This window comes from Sphaerotilus sp. (assembly GCF_041083715.1).
GTDB lineage: Bacteria > Pseudomonadota > Gammaproteobacteria > Burkholderiales > Burkholderiaceae_C > Sphaerotilus.
Genome location: NZ_JBFPGY010000226.1, coordinates 12,938 through 28,115 on the forward strand (window position 1 = coordinate 12,938; position 15,178 = coordinate 28,115).

Annotated in this window: 13 protein-coding genes; 11 read left to right on the forward strand and 2 right to left on the reverse strand. The window is 68.1% G+C overall.

Annotation, left to right across the window (positions count from 1 at the left end):
• Positions 1 to 351 precede the first annotated feature (351 nt).
• Positions 352 to 1,848, forward strand: a complete 1,497-nt coding sequence (locus AB3X43_RS09965) for a right-handed parallel beta-helix repeat-containing protein (protein ID WP_369429691.1) — start codon at positions 352 to 354, stop codon at positions 1,846 to 1,848.
• Between the two features lie 26 nt (positions 1,849 to 1,874).
• Here AB3X43_RS09965 and AB3X43_RS09970 read toward each other — a convergent pair whose 3' ends face one another.
• Both AB3X43_RS09970 and AB3X43_RS09975 read right to left on the reverse strand, forming a co-directional pair.
• Positions 1,875 to 2,642 (reverse strand): LytR/AlgR family response regulator transcription factor, encoded by a 768-nt coding sequence (locus tag AB3X43_RS09970; protein WP_369429692.1) that lies wholly within the window; start codon positions 2,640 to 2,642, stop codon positions 1,875 to 1,877.
• Between the two features lie 4 nt (positions 2,643 to 2,646).
• Positions 2,647 to 3,708: a sensor histidine kinase gene (locus AB3X43_RS09975; protein ID WP_369429693.1), complete on the reverse strand. Its 1,062-nt coding sequence runs from the start codon at positions 3,706 to 3,708 to the stop codon at positions 2,647 to 2,649.
• Positions 3,709 to 3,801: 93 nt separating this feature from the next.
• On the opposite strand from AB3X43_RS09975, the gene argH reads away from it, so the two are divergent.
• The 10 genes from argH to AB3X43_RS10025 all read left to right on the forward strand — a co-directional run.
• Positions 3,802 to 5,232: an argininosuccinate lyase gene (argH, locus tag AB3X43_RS09980; protein WP_369429694.1), complete on the forward strand. Its 1,431-nt coding sequence runs from the start codon at positions 3,802 to 3,804 to the stop codon at positions 5,230 to 5,232.
• Positions 5,233 to 5,359: 127 nt separating this feature from the next.
• Positions 5,360 to 6,283, forward strand: a complete 924-nt coding sequence (locus tag AB3X43_RS09985) for a hypothetical protein (RefSeq protein ID WP_369429695.1) — start codon at positions 5,360 to 5,362, stop codon at positions 6,281 to 6,283.
• Positions 6,284 to 6,287: 4 nt separating this feature from the next.
• On the forward strand, positions 6,288 to 6,929 hold the full coding sequence (locus AB3X43_RS09990) for a PilN domain-containing protein (protein WP_369429696.1): 642 nt from the start codon (positions 6,288 to 6,290) through the stop codon (positions 6,927 to 6,929).
• A complete protein-coding gene (locus tag AB3X43_RS09995) occupies positions 6,926 to 7,579 on the forward strand; it encodes a hypothetical protein (protein WP_369429697.1) in 654 nt (217 codons plus the stop codon). Before AB3X43_RS09990 ends, AB3X43_RS09995 begins: the two co-directional genes overlap by 4 nt.
• Before the next feature lie 2 nt (positions 7,580 to 7,581).
• Complete coding sequence (locus tag AB3X43_RS10000; protein WP_369429698.1) at positions 7,582 to 8,076, forward strand: hypothetical protein; 495 nt, start codon at positions 7,582 to 7,584, stop codon at positions 8,074 to 8,076.
• Positions 8,076 to 9,752: a pilus (MSHA type) biogenesis protein MshL gene (mshL, locus tag AB3X43_RS10005; RefSeq protein WP_369429699.1), complete on the forward strand. Its 1,677-nt coding sequence runs from the start codon at positions 8,076 to 8,078 to the stop codon at positions 9,750 to 9,752. The genes AB3X43_RS10000 and mshL overlap by 1 nt, the downstream gene beginning before the upstream one ends.
• A 15-nt stretch (positions 9,753 to 9,767) precedes the next feature.
• Positions 9,768 to 11,489, forward strand: coding sequence for a GspE/PulE family protein (locus AB3X43_RS10010; RefSeq protein ID WP_369429700.1), 1,722 nt, complete (start codon positions 9,768 to 9,770; stop codon positions 11,487 to 11,489).
• 4 nt (positions 11,490 to 11,493) lie between these two features.
• Positions 11,494 to 12,744: a type II secretion system F family protein gene (locus AB3X43_RS10015; protein ID WP_369429701.1), complete on the forward strand. Its 1,251-nt coding sequence runs from the start codon at positions 11,494 to 11,496 to the stop codon at positions 12,742 to 12,744.
• Positions 12,745 to 12,857: 113 nt separating this feature from the next.
• Positions 12,858 to 13,247 carry a type II secretion system protein gene (locus AB3X43_RS10020; RefSeq protein WP_369429702.1) on the forward strand — a complete coding sequence of 130 codons (390 nt, stop codon included), beginning with the start codon at positions 12,858 to 12,860 and terminating at the stop codon, positions 13,245 to 13,247.
• 29 nt (positions 13,248 to 13,276) lie between these two features.
• Positions 13,277 to 15,178, forward strand: a 1,902-nt coding sequence (locus AB3X43_RS10025; protein WP_369429703.1) for a LamG domain-containing protein, incomplete at its 3' end; no start/stop codon positions are given.

Here is a 15,178-nt window from a genome sequence, read left to right on the forward strand (position 1 = left end):
AACAACCCGAAGTGCGAATTTATGTTGCGTCGCATGGGCCGTTACAGTAAAGAAAATTGCTTACGCGCCCTGTTCCAGGGTCCACCTATCTTCGGCTCCCTCCCTGCAGCAACCCAGAAGAAGGACCCGATGGACCAGATCAAAACAGCGCATGTGCGCACCTTGTGGATGGCAACCTGCCTGACGCTGGCCAGTGGGCTCACAGCCTGCGGCGGGGGAGACTCCGGCACGGCGCTCAGTGTGAGCGGAGCACCAACCCCCGCCCCGTCACCATCACCCGTGGCCTCGCCCAGCCCCTCGCCGGTCGCATCCCCGGCACCCGCACCAGTTGCCGCACCCAGCCCGACACCCGTGGCCGCCCCGACGCCGGCCCCGCCGGCCGACGGTCTGGCACTGACAGCGTGTGCCGCGTCCGGCAAGGGCATCGACTACCAGGTCGGCCCCGGCAAGGCCTACACCTCGCTCGACGCGGTGCCGTGGGAAGCCCTGAAGGCCGGCGACACCGTCCGCATCTTCTATGCAGCCACGCCATACAAAGGCAAGTTCATGGTCGCCGCCTCCGGCACACAGGCTGCGCCGGTGCGGATCTGCGGTGTCCGCGGGCCGAACAACGAACGTCCGATCATCGAGGGCAACGGCGCCACCACCCGGGCTGCCCTGGGGAACGCCTACGGCAACACGACTGAAACGCGCGACATCCACCAGGGCCGCACCATCATCGCCATCAAGGCCAATGCGAGCGGCACCTACACGGACTATCCGAGCTGGATCTCGATCGACGGGCTGAACATCCGGGCCGGTCACCCCAACTACAGCTTCAAGAACGCAGCCGGCGCCACCAAGACCTACGACCCCTTCGGCGCCTGCATCTGGGTGGACCGCGGCCACAACATCCTGATCGCCGACAACGAGATCAGCGACTGCCAGATGGGCATCTTCACCAAGTCCAGCGACGACGGGGATTTCGCCGTGACCCGCGACATCCGCATCGCCGGCAATTACCTGTGGGGCCACGGCATCGTCGGGGACGACCACATGCACACCACCTACACGCAGAGCGTGGGCATGGTGATCGAGTTCAACCGCTACGGGCCCCTGCGCGCCGGCTCGCTGGGCAACGCAGCCAAGGACCGCTCGGCGGGCATGGTCGTGCGCTACAACCGCTTCGACGGCGGCGCCCATGCCATCGACATGGTCGAAGCCGAAGACTTCCCCATCACCGCCCTCGCCACCCCGGCCTACCGCACCAGCTTCGTCTACGGCAACCAGATCAAGAAGAACGGCGACGACGGCAGCTTCTTCCACTACGGCGGTGACCACTTCGGTGCGCCGGCAGGTGCCAACTGGGGTGAGTCGCTGTTCCGCAAGGGCACGCTGTACTTCTTCAACAACACGGTCTACGGCACCGGCAGCGGCGCACGCATCTTCCAGATCTCGACCACGGCGGAAACCGTGGAGGCCTGGAACAACGTGTTCTGGTTCGACAGCACGGTGACGGAGCTGAACATGCGCCAGGCCGAGAACGACTCGCTGTCGCCGACCTACACCTCGGACGGCATCCTGAACCTCGGCGTCAACTGGATCCGCACCGGCTGGACCGACACCACGCAGTGGAATACGCTGAAGGGCCAAGTCAAGGGCACGGCCAACCTGCTGACCGGCAGCACCATGCCCTTCGACGCAGCGACGTTCACGCCGCTGGCCGGCAGCGCCATCGTCGATGCCGGTCAGGCCGCTCCGGCAGCCGCGGCCGCCTACGGGGTGACCTACCAGCTCGGATCGAGCCTGTCTCCGGTGGCCCGTACCGTCACGGGCAGCAAGATCGACCTCGGTGCCGTGGAACGCTGAGCCGTCGAACCCTTGCGCGCGGGGCCTCAGAGCCCCTCGGCCGCCAGCATGTCGCGCACCGCGGCCAGCTGGCGGCGCGACACCGCCAGCCATTCGTCGGTCGGCGCGATGCGGACAACCCAGCCTTCCGCCGTGTCATCGCCGTCGCGGCGCTCCAGCGCGACCACCGCATGCCGTGCCACCAGCGCGTTGCGGTGGATGCGCAGGAAGCGGTCGCCCATGCGCCCCTCCAGCTCCGCCAGCGACTCGTCCAGCAGCAGGGCCCGCCGCGCAGTGCGCAGCGTCACGTACTTCTGCTCCGCCTTGAGGTAGAGCACCTCGGCCAGCGGCACCCGCAGCAATTCGCCCCGCTCATGCACCACGATCACGGGGATGGCCGGCAGTGCGTCCAGTGGTGCCGGTGCTGTGGCCACCGGAACGTGCAGCCGCTGGGCCACCCGCAACAGCGCCGCCTGCAGCCGCAGTCGCCGCACCGGCTTGGTCAGATAGTCCACCGCCTCGACCTCGAACGCCGCCAACGCGTGTTCGGCATGTGCCGTGATGAAAATGACGGCCGGCGCCCGCGGCCAGCCACGCAGGCGCTCGGCGAGCTGCAGCCCGTCCATGCCCGGCATGTGGATGTCAAGCAGCACGACATCCGCCTGGTGCAGCGTCAGCCAGTGCAGCGCCGCGGTGGCCGTGGCCGCTTCGCCGACCACGGTACAGGCCGGGTCGACGCAGTCGGCCAGCAACGTGCGCAGGCGCAGGCGCGACAGCGCCTCGTCATCGACCAGCAGGACGCGCAGTGTGCTCATTGCCTCATGTCCTCCTCTGCTTCAACACTGGAGACACCTGGTGGCCCTTGCTCAGCGGCACCAGCAGCCGCACACGGAACCGCCCGCCTTCGATCGGACCGGCCTCGAAGCGCATGTCCAGATCGTGCAGCAGCTGCAACCGGTCGCGCACGTTGTGCAAGGCCATGCCGTGGCCCTTGCGCGGCCGGCCTTCCGGCACCGTGTTGGTGATGGTGACCAGCGCATGCCCGTGGCGGGCCTGCGCCCGGATGCGGATGGCGCCACCCGAGGGCGATGGCTCCACACCGTGCTTGACCGCATTCTCGACCAGCGGCTGCAGCAGCAGCGAGGGCACCCACGCACGCGCCACCAGCGGGTCGATCTTCCAGCGCACGTTCAGCCGGTCGCCGAAACGCACCTGCTCGATCGCCAGGTAACGCTGGGCCAGTTCCACCTCTTCGCCCAGCGTGACACGCTCGCCCGAGCCGACCAGCGCCGCGCGGAACAGCTCCGACAGGTCTTCGAGCACGGCCTCGGCCTGCGCCGGATCGACCCGCACCAGCGCGATCGCGCTGTTGAGGGCGTTGAACAGGAAATGCGGCCGGATGCGCGACTGCAGTTCCGCCAGCCGCGCCTGGGTGCCGGCGGGCAGGCGCATCCGGGTGCGTTGGCGCAGCCAGTGGAACACCGCACCGGACAGCGCAGCCCCGCTGCCGATGGTGGCCATGCCAGCCGGCAAGCCCTCCTCGATCTGGCCGAGCCAGACCAGCAGCGCCCACGCCATCGTCCCGCAGGCCGCACCCAGCCCGCACAGCACCAGCCACGCCACCGCCCGTTGCGCGTGCTCCGGCATCCGCAACCGCGCCCGCCCCAGCGCACACGCCGCCAGCAGCCACACCAGCGTCGCCGGCAGCACGGCGGCCACCACCACCGACACATCGACCAGCCACTGGCGCATCGATGTCGCCCGGAAGCCCAGCCCCAGCGCCACCGCGCCGTGCACGAACAGCACGGTGCGCAGCACGACACCGCCTTGACACAGGTCCTCTGGCAGGTCGTTCGGATCGGATTCGGAAGACATGAACATGGCGGGCGCCGGGCGGGGTCAAGGCAGTGGACAGGCGCGCTCTCTACAATCCGCGCAGATTCTCCGATTGTCCCCTTCCCTGAGCCGCCGCCGATGAGCACCCATCAACTCGACAAGAAGTCGCAAGCCTGGTCCGCCCTGTTCTCCGAACCGATGAGCGAACTGGTCAAGCGCTACACCTCCAGCGTCACCTTCGACAAGCGCCTCTGGCGCGCCGACATCGAGGGCAGCCTGGCCCACGCCGAGATGCTGGCCGCCCAGGGCATCATCAGCGCGCAGGACCTGGAAGACATCCAGCGCGGCATGTCGCAGATCCACGCCGAGATCAAGGGCGGCACCTTCGATTGGAAGCTCGACCTGGAGGATGTGCACCTCAACATCGAGGCCCGCCTGACCACGCTGGTGGGCGACGCCGGCAAGCGCCTGCACACCGGCCGCAGCCGCAACGACCAGGTCGCCACCGACGTGCGCCTGTGGCTGCGCGACGAGATCGACGCGACGGCCGCGCTGCTCGACGACATGCAGCGCGCGCTCGTCCATGTCGCGGCGCAGAACGTCGAGGTGATCCTGCCCGGCTTCACGCACCTGCAGGTCGCCCAGCCCGTCAGCTTCGCGCACCACCTGCTGGCCTATGTCGAGATGTTCTCGCGCGACGCCGAGCGGCTCGCCGACCTGCGCAAGCGCGTCAACCGCCTGCCGCTGGGCGCCGCTGCACTCGCCGGCACCAGCTACCCGCTCGACCGCGAGCGCGTGGCGCGCACCCTGGGCTTCGAGGGCGTCTGCCAGAACAGCCTGGACGCCGTGAGCGACCGCGACTTCGCCATCGAGTTCACTGCCTTCGCGACGCTGGTGATGGTCCACGTCTCGCGGCTGGCCGAGGAGATCGTGGTCTGGATGAGCCAGAACTTCGGCTTCATCAACCTGTCGGACCGCTACTGCACCGGCTCGTCGATCATGCCGCAGAAGCGCAACCCGGACGTGGCCGAACTGGCCCGCGGCAAGAGCGGCCGGGTCGTCGGGCACCTGGTGGGCCTGATCACGCTGATGAAGGGCCAGCCGCTGGCCTACAACAAGGACAACCAGGAAGACAAGGAGCCGCTGTTCGACACCGTGGACACGGTCAAGGACACGCTGCGCATCATGGCCGAGATGATCGGTGGTGAAGTGGCTGCGGATGGTTCGCGGGCCGGTGGCCTGTCGGTGAAGCAGGACGCGATGGAGCGCGCCGCCCGCCGCGGCTACGCCACCGCCACCGACCTCGCCGACTACCTGGTCAAGAAGGGCCTGCCCTTCCGCGACGCGCACGAAGTGGTGGCGCACGCGGTGAAGACGTCGATCGCGCTGGGCCAGGACCTGTCGGAGCTGCCGCTGGCAACCCTGCAAGGGTTCGATGCACGGATCGAAGCGGACGTGTTCGAGGTGCTGAGCCTCACCGGCTCGCTCAATGCCCGCAATGTGCTGGGTGGAACGGCACCAGTGCAGGTGCGCGCGCAGATCGAGCGGCACCGCGTGCGCCTCGGCTGATCCAGACCCCGCCCCCTGAACGGAAGACGCGGCCCTTGGTGGCCGCGTTTTGCATGGCTTTTTCGCGTCTGGAGCTGGTACCGACACAGGCAGCATCGCCCCATCCTTTCTGATGGAGTGAACCCGCGTGTTCTCCTGGCTGCGACAACCTCGGCTTGATGGCTGGGTGGTGGTGGTGCCCCACGGCACCACCGCCCAGGCACTCTACCTGCGCTGGCCGGCCGACGGCCGGCCGCAGGTGCGCTGGGCCTGTCAGCTCGACTGGTCCGCACCACTGAACAGCCTGCGGGACCTGCGTCGCCAGCGCGCCCTGCAGCGCCACCACCGGCTGCTCGTGCTGCAGCGCCATCAATACCAGCTGCTGCCCGCCGAAGCTCCGGAGGTTCCCCGCGAACAATGGTCCGATGCAGTGCGCTGGCAACTGCGTGATCTGGTGAATTTCCCGGTCGACGACGCGCAGATCGACCTGCTCGAAATCCCTGCCGAAACCAACCAGCGCGGGCGACCGTCGGTGCTCGCCGCCATTGCGCCACGGCAGGAGCTGGCCCCCATCGCCGAGGACGCACTGCGTGCCCGTGCACCCTGGAAAGTGATGGACCTGCCCGAAACTGCGCTGCGCAATCTGGCCGCACTGCTCGAAGAACCCGGGCGTGGCATCGCGCTGCTGTGCATCGACGAGACCCACAGCACGCTGGTGATCACCGCCAGCGGGGAGCTGTTGCAGGCACGCCACATCGACGTGACCGCAGCCCAGATCGCCGAGCCGGACGACACCTTGCGCCAGCAGGCCTTCGACCGTGCCGGACTCGAACTGCAGCGCACGCTCGACAGCTTCGAGCGCCTCTTCAGCCGGGTGACGCTGTCGCGTCTGGTGGTGTCCACCACCACGTCGGACGATTTCACAGACTACGTGCGCGAGCTGCTCTATGTGCCGGTCGTGCGGCTGCGCATCGAGGACTGCATCGACTTCGACGGGGCCGATCTGGGCGGCACGCTCACGGCGGCGACCGTGTCCCCCATCGCCATCGGCGCCGCGCTGCGCCGCACCTGACGCCATGTCGCAGCAACTCAACCTCTACGCCCGCAGCCTGTGCCAAAGCCGGCAGGCCAATGCACTCGGCCACATGCTGCTGCTGCAAGGCGCACTGGCCGCATTGGCCATGGTCATCGGCACCGGACTGCAGTGGCACACCCGGCAGATCCACCAAGACACCCTGCAACTCGCCGCCCAGGCCGATGTCCGCCGCAGCGCACTGCTGCCGTCCGCCGCCAGCCGCACCGAACAGGCGGAGCGTGACCAGGTGAAGCGCCTGCGTGACCACGAAGCCGCCGTCCAGCGCTTGCAGGGCCTGCTGGACAACGGCAGCGCCGGCCGGCGCGAAGGCTATGCCGACCATCTGGAGGCGCTGGCCCGCCAGACCCACCCCGCCGTCTGGATCACAGGCCTGACACTGCAGGGCGGCGACGACGCCATCGAGATCCGGGGCCGCATGACCGATCCTGCCGTGCTGCCCGACTACCTGCGCAGCCTGCAGGCCGAACCACGCTTCAGGGGGCGCACCTTCGCCACGCTGCAGATCCGCTCCGGTGGTGCCGGCAGCCAGGCCACCGATGGCGTCGAGCCGACGGACAAGCCGGACTACAGCGAGTTCACGCTGTCCAGCCAGGCCCCGCGCACGGAGCCCGCGAAGCCATGAAACCCATCCTGTCCCCCTCCGGTGCGAAGACGTGGTGGCAATCACTGAGCCACCGCTACCAGGTGCTGAGCCCGCGCGAACGCGTGCTGGTGACGATGTGCTGCACGGCCGTGGTCTGCATGGCCGTCGATCAGCTCTGGGTCACGCCGTCGTGGAAAGCCTGGAACCAGGCCCGTCAGGCGCGGCAGACCTCCGCACAGGTGCTGGAGACGCTCGACACGAGCATCACTGCCCTGCACCAGCGCAAGGACCTGGACCTGCGGCAGCTGCAGGTGGAACTCGCCGCGCTGCAGGCCCGCGTGGCCCAGGCCGATGCCCAGGGCCGCACGAGCGACCTCGTGAATCCCGCCGACATGCTGCCGCTGCTGGAACATCTGCTCGCGCGCCACAGCGGACTGAAACTGCGCAGCCTGCAGTCGCTCGGCCGCACCGCGCTCGACCAAGGCACACCGACGCTGTACCGCCACGGCGTGGAGCTGACCGTCGAGGGCCGCTATACCGACCTGCTGGACTATCTGAAAACGCTCGAAGCCTCGCCACAGCGCCTGCTGTGGGGCAGCCTGCAGCTCAAGGTACTCCAGCATCCCCAGGTGCTGCTCACGCTGCGCCTGCACACGCTGAGCACGGACGCCCATTGGGTGGAAATCTGACCATGACTGTCCAGGCACGCCTGCTGATGATTGCCCCGCTGCTGTCGGCCTTGCTGTCGGCGGTGCTGTGGGTGTTGCTGTCGGGCAGTGCCGCACGCGCCGCTCTGCCCGATCCGACACGTCCGCCACCAGGCATGGACCGCTCGCCAGCGCCAACGGGACTGCTCGCGCAGCGTGCGGCGACGATGGTGGCCGAACCGGCGGCCTACATGCGTCCGCCGCACCCTGTGGCGCCGGTGGTGGCGCCCCGGGTGCAGGGACTGCAATTGCACGCCGATGCAATGCCTGGCAGCGCCACGGCCCTGATCGACGGACGGCTGGTACGGGTCGGTGACCGACTGGGCGATGCGATCGTGCAGGACATCCGCGCCGACGGGGTGTGGCTGCGCCTGCCCCGCGGCGGCACGCAGTGGCTGGGACTCTACGCCCTGGTCGAGACGCCCGAACCCTTGACCGCGAACGCGCCCGAGCAGACCGCCGCGCGCAAGGAACCCTGATGGCCCAGAACAACCATGCCCATGTCCGTCTGACCACCATCGCCCGCACCGTGGCGTGCGGACTGGTGTGCGCGCAAGCCGGCCTGGCGCTGGCCGCCAATCCCCCGCTGGCACCGCAGCTGCCCGCCACGGTGCAGGCCCCCGCGTCGGCCGAGGGCCGCTTCGACCTCTCGGTGAACCAGGCCCCCGCATCGCAAGTCTTCCTGCAGATCGCAGCGGGCTCGTCGTGGCAGGTGCTGCTGTCACCCGAGGTGACCGGCACGGTGTCGCTGAGTCTGCACGACACCACGGTGCTGGACGCGATGGACGCGATGCGCGAGCTGTATGGCTACAACTACCGCATCAGCGGGCGGCGCATCTATGTGCAACCCAACACGGTGCAGACCCGTGTCTTCCGCATCAACTACCTGCCCGGTCGCCGCCAGGGCACCAGCGACATCCGCGTCACGTCCAGCTCGATCGGCCAGGTCAGTGGCGGCGGCAATGGCGCAGTGTCCGGTGCCGGTGGAAACGGCTCCATGGGCGGCAACACCGGCGCAGGCAACAGCGGTGGCAGTGGCAGTGGCTCCGCCGTGCCTGGCAGCCGCCAGGACGACACCGCCCATGTCCGCACCACGTCGGACGCCGACTTCTGGCGCGACGTGCAGGGCTCGCTGTCGGCGCTGCTGTCCAGCGAGGCCCAGGGCAGCCAGCGCCGCAGCGTGGTCGTCAACGCGTCGGCGGGCGTCATCGTCGTGCGGGCAACCCCGCTGGAGCTGCGCCAGATCGCGCAGTACCTCGAAGCGGTGCAGGTCAGCATCGAGCGCCAGGTGATGCTCGAAGCCAAGATCCTCGAAGTCGAGCTGAGCAAGGACGCGCAGACCGGCGTGAACTGGAGCGCGTTCGGGCGCTTTCTGGATGGTGCGCTCAGCCTCGCGGCCCTCGCGCCGGGCATCACGCTGGCGGGCACTGGCCAGATCGACATGGCCACCGCCACGACCGCCGCTGCGGCCTCGGGCAAGGCGTTCTACGGCATGTCGTTCCAGAACGCCAACTTCTCGACGCTGCTGACCTTCCTCGAAACCCAGGGCAAGGTGCAGGTGCTGTCCAGCCCGCGCATCGCCACCATCAACAACCAGAAGGCCGTGCTCAAGGTCGGCTCGGACGAGCTGTACGTGACCGGCGTGTCCTCGTCGATCAGCTCCACCGGCTCGTCCACGACCTCGGTGCCATCGGTGACGCTGCAGCCCTTCTTCTCGGGCATCGCGCTGGACGTGACACCGCAGATCGACAAGGACGGCATGGTGATGCTGCATGTCCACCCCTCGATCAGCACCGTCACCGAGAAGCAGAAGTCCATCAACCTCGGCTCGCTGGGCTCGTACAAGCTGCCGCTGGCGGCCAGCACGATCAGCGAGACGGACAGCATCGTGCGCGTCAAGGACGGCCAGATCGTCGCCATCGGCGGCCTGATGCAGCAGGAACAGCGCGAAGACAACAGCCAGGTGCCGGGTCTGGGCGACGCGCCGGTCGTCGGTGGTCTGTTCCGCCAGAAATCCACCGTGATGCGCAAACGCGAGCTGGTCATCCTGATGAAGACCACCGTGATCCACGAAGACGAAGCCTGGCCGGAGGCCGATGGCCGCACCCCGAGTGCCAGCATCGCGCCCTTCCCCGACTCCACGCGCGGACAGTGACAGGAGCACCCCTGCATGGCCCGCCCAGAACGCATCCGACTCGGTGACCTGCTGGTCCAGCAAGGTCTGATCACCGCCGCCCAGCTCGACGAGGCGCTCGTCTCCCAGCGCAGCACCGGGCGCAAGCTCGGCCGCGTCTTCATCGACAGCGGCTGGGTCAACGAAGTGCAGATCGCGCAGGCGCTGGCGCGTCAGCTGCGCGCGCCCTATCTGGAGCTGTCCAAACGTTCGGTGCGGCCCGAAGTCGCCCGCCTGCTGCCCGAGGTGCAGGCGCGCCGACTGCGGGCGATCGTGCTGGACGAAACCCCGGCCGGTGTGCGTGTGGGCATGGCCGATCCAACCGATCTGACGGCCTACGACGAGATCAGCCGCATCGTCCGGCGTGACATCGAGCTGATCGTCGTGGCCGAGAGCCAGTTGCTCGGCGCGATCGACCGTTCGTACCGCAACACCGAGGCCATCGCCGGTCTCGCCCAGGAGCTGACCAGCGAGCTGCGCAACGTCGAGGACAGCCTGGGCGACCTGCTCGGCCTGAACACCGCCAGCGCCGAGGACGCACCCGTCGTCCGGCTGCTGTACTCGGTGTTCGAAGAGGCGCTGCGTGTGCGGGCCTCGGACATCCACATCGAGCCGCAGCAGGGCTCGCTGCGCATCCGCTTCCGCATCGACGGCGTGCTGCACGTGCAGACCGAGGCCGACGCCAAGATCGCCGCCGCGGTGGCACTGCGGCTGAAGCTGATGTCGGGCCTCGACATTTCCGAGCGCCGCCTGCCGCAGGACGGCCGCTTCGCCGTGACGCTGCGCAGCGGCGCGATCGACGTGCGCATCTCGACCATGCCGACGCAGCACGGCGAGTCGATCGTGATGCGGCTGCTGAATCAAAGCTCGGGCCTGCTGTCGATCGACCACCTGAACCTGCCGCCGCACGTGGCCGAGGCGCTGCGCCGTGCCATCGCCAAACCCAACGGCATGGTGCTGGTCACCGGCCCGACTGGCAGCGGCAAGACCACCACGCTCTACGCCGCGCTGAACGCGCTCAACAACAGCGAGCGCAAGATCATCACCGTCGAGGACCCGGTCGAGTACCGCCTGCCCGGCCTGAACCAGGTGCAGGTGCACGACAAGATCGACCTCGACTTCGCCCGCGTGCTGCGCGCTGCGCTGCGCCAGGATCCGGACGTGATCCTCGTTGGCGAGATGCGCGACCAGGCCACGGCCGAGATCGGCCTGCGCGCGGCCCTGACCGGCCACCTGGTGCTGTCGACGCTGCACACCAACGACGCCATGTCCACACCGGCGCGGCTGATCGACATGGGCGTGCCGCGCTACATGGTGGCGATGTCGCTGCAGATGGTGCTGGCGCAGCGGCTGGTGCGGGTGATCTGTCCGCACTGCATGGAAACGCACCGGCCCGATGCGCACGAACTCGCCTGGCTGGAAACGCAGTGCGGGCGCACGGTCGATACCGCCGCGCTGCGCCGCGGCGCCGGCTGCAGCGAATGCAGCCACACCGGCTTCAGCGGGCGCACCGGTGTCTACGAGATCCTGGAGATGACCCGCGCGCTGGTCGAGGCCATGAACCACGGCGATCCGCTCACCTTCGCACAGGCAGCGCGGCAGCAGATGGCCGGACACCACCTCGGCCAGGACGCCGCGCGGCTCGTGCTGGCCGGACGCACCACCGTGGCAGAGGCCATGCGTGTGAGCCACCAGATGGCCGAAGGGCCAGCGGGGTGACGCCATGATGCAGCGCTATGCCTGGACCGGGCACTCCGCACAGGGCGGGGCGGCCAGCGGTGTGATCGAGGCCACCCACGCCTCGGCCGCCGCGGACGCCCTGATCGGCCGCGGCATCATCCCGCTGACCATCCAGGAATCCACCCGATCCGGTGCCGGCAGTGATGCGGGCGCCATGCTGCGCAGCCTGCTGCCCGAACACCTGTTCGAGCCCAAGGTGGCACCGGTCGACCTGCTGATCTTCAGCCGGCAGCTCAACACCCTGCTGCGCGCCGGCGTGCCCATCCTGCGGGCACTGATGGGGCTGCAGGAGACGGCCACCAGCGAGAAGATGAAGACGACGCTGGCAGAGGTGCGCCACAGCCTGGAGTCCGGCATCGCGCTGTCGATGTCGCTGGCGCAGCACCCGCGGGTGTTCGACAACTTCTACATCGCGCTGGTCCGCGTCGGCGAGATGACCGGCCGGCTCGACGAGATCTTCCTGCGCCTGTTCCACCACCAGGAGTTCGAGCTGTTCATGCGCCAGCAGGTCAAGTCGGCGCTGCGCTACCCGAGCTTCGTGGTGAGCGCGATGGTCGCGGCCATCGGCGTGATCAACGTGATGGTGATCCCGGCGTTCGCCACCGTGTTCCAGCAGGCCGGCGCCACGCTGCCGCTGGCCACGCGCATCCTGCTGGCCACCTCGCGCTTCACGCTGGACTACGGCGGCTTCATCGTGCTGGGTGCCAGCGTCGCCGTGATGCTGCTGAAGGCCTGGATCGCCACGCCGGAAGGCCGCCTTCGCTGGGACCGCTGGATGCTGCGCGTGCCGGTGGCCGGCAAGATCGTGCGCAAGGCGATGCTGGCGCGGTTCGCACGCAGCTTCTCGCTGTCGCTGAAGAGTGGCGTGCCGATCTCGCAGGCGCTGTCGGTGGTGGCGCAGACGGTGGACAACCAGCACATCGCCCGCCGCATCGAGGGCATGCGCGAGAGCGTGGAACGCGGCGAGTCCGTGCTGCGCGCCGCGGCCGTGACAGGCATCTTCACACCGGTTGTGCTGCAGATGCTGGCCGTCGGCGAAGAGACCGGCGCCATCGATGAACTGCTCGAAGAAGTCAGCGACCTCTACAACAACGAGGTCCAGTACGAGCTGAAGACGCTCAGCGCCCAACTGGAACCGATCCTGATCATTTTTCTCGGGGTGCTGGTGCTGATTCTGGCACTCGGTGTATTCCTGCCGGTCTGGAATCTGGGCCGCACAGCATTTGCCAAATGAGCACCCCAATCATGAAAAAGCCCTCAAGTCAAGGCCCGCCCACGTCGAAATCATGGGTTGTAAGCGACCTCACCGCACGCGTTGTCCGACATCAAACAGACCAGGAGCATTCCATGAAATCACGACAAGCCGGCTTCACGATGATCGAACTGATCGTTGTCATCGTCATCCTGGGCGTTCTCGCCGCCACCGCACTGCCGAAGTTCATCGACATGAAGAGCGACGCCCAGGCGGCCAGCGTCGCGGGTGTGGCGGGTGCCGCGGCGTCGGCCATGAACCTGAATTACGCCGGCTGCGCGCTGACGGGCAATGTCGTCACCGCCAACAAGTGCGCCAAGATCGACCAGTGCTCCGATGCGTCCAGCCTGCTGCAGGGCGGTCTCCCGACCGGCTACACCCTCGGCGGCACCGACCCGGGAACCACCAACGGCAGCACGTCGACCTGCACCGTGACCGGCGGCGGACAGACGTCCAACTTCACCGCGATCGCCGCAGGCAACTGAGCCTGACGGGCAAGCGCTGGCGGCACACCATGGCAGGGCTCCTTTGGCGCTGGCTGAGGCCCCTGCTGTGGCTGTGCCTGCTGCCGGGTCTGGCACGCGCCGGCACCTACGCGCCACGCAGCGACACCTATGCCTGGGAATCGGCCGCCAACCCGGTGACCTGGGCGCAACTGTGCACGTCCAATCCGGTCGACGACGACCAGGCCAGCATCAACTTCACAGGGGGCTTCACGTTCAAGCTCGCGGGCACCAGCTACTCCAGCGTGCGGATCCTGTCGAACGGCATGCTGCAGTTCGGCGCGGACACCGGCTTCATGCGCAACTACACCAACACGACACTGCCCGCCGGAAATGCGGTCGCCGCGTCCGGCTGTGCAGCCGGTGCCACGACCAACATGCTGATGCCCTACTGGGCCGACATGGACCCCCGCACCGGCGGCACGGTCACCTGGGAGCAGAAGGGGTCCGCTCCGAACCGCTACTTCGTGGTGTCGTGGAACAGCGTGTTCCAGTTCGCCACCAGCACACCGTTCACCTTCCAGATCATCCTGTACGAGAACGGCGAGTTCAAGTACCAGTACGGCAACGCCAACGCCACGGGCACCAACGCCACCATCGGCGTCCAGATCAGCAGCTCGGACTACACGCTCTTTTCCTACAACAGCAGCAACAACGCCGCTGGCGCCGCCATCCGCTGGTACATCCCTTCCACGCTGCCGGCGAAGGTGGCGGATTTCCACTTCGACGAACTCAGCTGGAACGGCACGGTGGGTGAAGTGCTCGACAGTTCCGGCAACAACAACAACGGGATCAGAGTCGGCACCGCGACCAACACCGCCAGCGGCTACATCTGCCGCGCGCTGTCGGTGCCGGCCAATACGAACAGCACCATGGCCGGCGTCGACTCGAACGTGCAGGTGAGTTCCGTGCTGGGCGCCAAGGGGTCCATGTCGCTCTGGTATGCGGGCAACGCGGCCTGGGCCAGCACGACCGGCGTCCTCATGGACGCGACCAACGCCGCCAACCGTCCATTCCGCCTCTCGGTACAGGCCGGCGTGCTCCGGCTCGTCGTGTCCGACAACATCGGCAACACGCTCACGGCCAGCAGTCCGGCGCAGAGCTTCGCAGCCAACACCTGGGTGCATGTGGCCGCCACCTGGTCGCTGTCGACCGTCGCGACCCAGAGCACGCTGAAGCTCTACCTCAATGGCGTCCTGGCCGCCACCGCCAGCGGCACGACCAACGGTCTGATCGATCCGAGCCTCGGCGCGCTGATGATCGGCGACAACCGCAGCAGCGCCTTGCCCACGGGTGGCACCTACAACTCCGCCAACGGCCGGATCGACGAGGTGCGCCTCTACAACTACGACCTCACGCTGGCGCAAGTGGCGCTGGATGTCGCCCAGACCCACGGCTGCACGCCGACGCTGGATCACCTGGAAATCCACCACGCCAGCGGTACCGGCCTGACCTGCACGCCTTCGACGCTCACCATCGCAGCCTGCCAGGATGCCAGTTGCAGCACACCCTACACCCTGGGTGTCACCGCCACGCTGTCCTCCAGCGCCAGCGTCGTCTGGGCCGACACCGCCACCGTGACCATCCCCAGCGGCAGCAGCACGGTCGACCGCCGGGTGCAGCTCACCACCGCCGGCAGCACCGTGCTGGGCGCCACCGCCAGCGCGCCGACCGCCAGCGGCGCCACCACCTGCAACTTCGGCAGCCCTGCTTGCACGTACACCGCCAGCGCCAGCGGCCTGCTGCTCAGCACATCGAACCAGCTCGCCGAGAGCAGCGGCAACACGCTGAGCGTGCGGGCGGTGCGGTCCTCGGACAGCAGCAACCAGTGCATGCCAGCGTTCACCGGCACGAAGTCGATCACGCTGAAGTGCGCCTACCAGAACCCGTCCAGCGGAACGCTGCCCGTGCGC

Coding starts and splice junctions, on each gene's coding strand:
- AB3X43_RS09970 (WP_369429692.1), bottom strand. CDS start 2,642: ATGAGCACACTGCGCGTCCTGCTGGTCGATGACGAGGCGCTGTCGCGC.
- AB3X43_RS09975 (WP_369429693.1), bottom strand. CDS start 3,708: ATGTTCATGTCTTCCGAATCCGATCCGAACGACCTGCCAGAGGACCTG.
- argH (WP_369429694.1), top strand. CDS start 3,802: ATGAGCACCCATCAACTCGACAAGAAGTCGCAAGCCTGGTCCGCCCTG.
- AB3X43_RS09990 (WP_369429696.1), top strand. CDS start 6,288: ATGTCGCAGCAACTCAACCTCTACGCCCGCAGCCTGTGCCAAAGCCGG.
- AB3X43_RS09995 (WP_369429697.1), top strand. CDS start 6,926: ATGAAACCCATCCTGTCCCCCTCCGGTGCGAAGACGTGGTGGCAATCA.
- AB3X43_RS10000 (WP_369429698.1), top strand. CDS start 7,582: ATGACTGTCCAGGCACGCCTGCTGATGATTGCCCCGCTGCTGTCGGCC.
- mshL (WP_369429699.1), top strand. CDS start 8,076: ATGGCCCAGAACAACCATGCCCATGTCCGTCTGACCACCATCGCCCGC.
- AB3X43_RS10010 (WP_369429700.1), top strand. CDS start 9,768: ATGGCCCGCCCAGAACGCATCCGACTCGGTGACCTGCTGGTCCAGCAA.
- AB3X43_RS10015 (WP_369429701.1), top strand. CDS start 11,494: ATGATGCAGCGCTATGCCTGGACCGGGCACTCCGCACAGGGCGGGGCG.
- AB3X43_RS10020 (WP_369429702.1), top strand. CDS start 12,858: ATGAAATCACGACAAGCCGGCTTCACGATGATCGAACTGATCGTTGTC.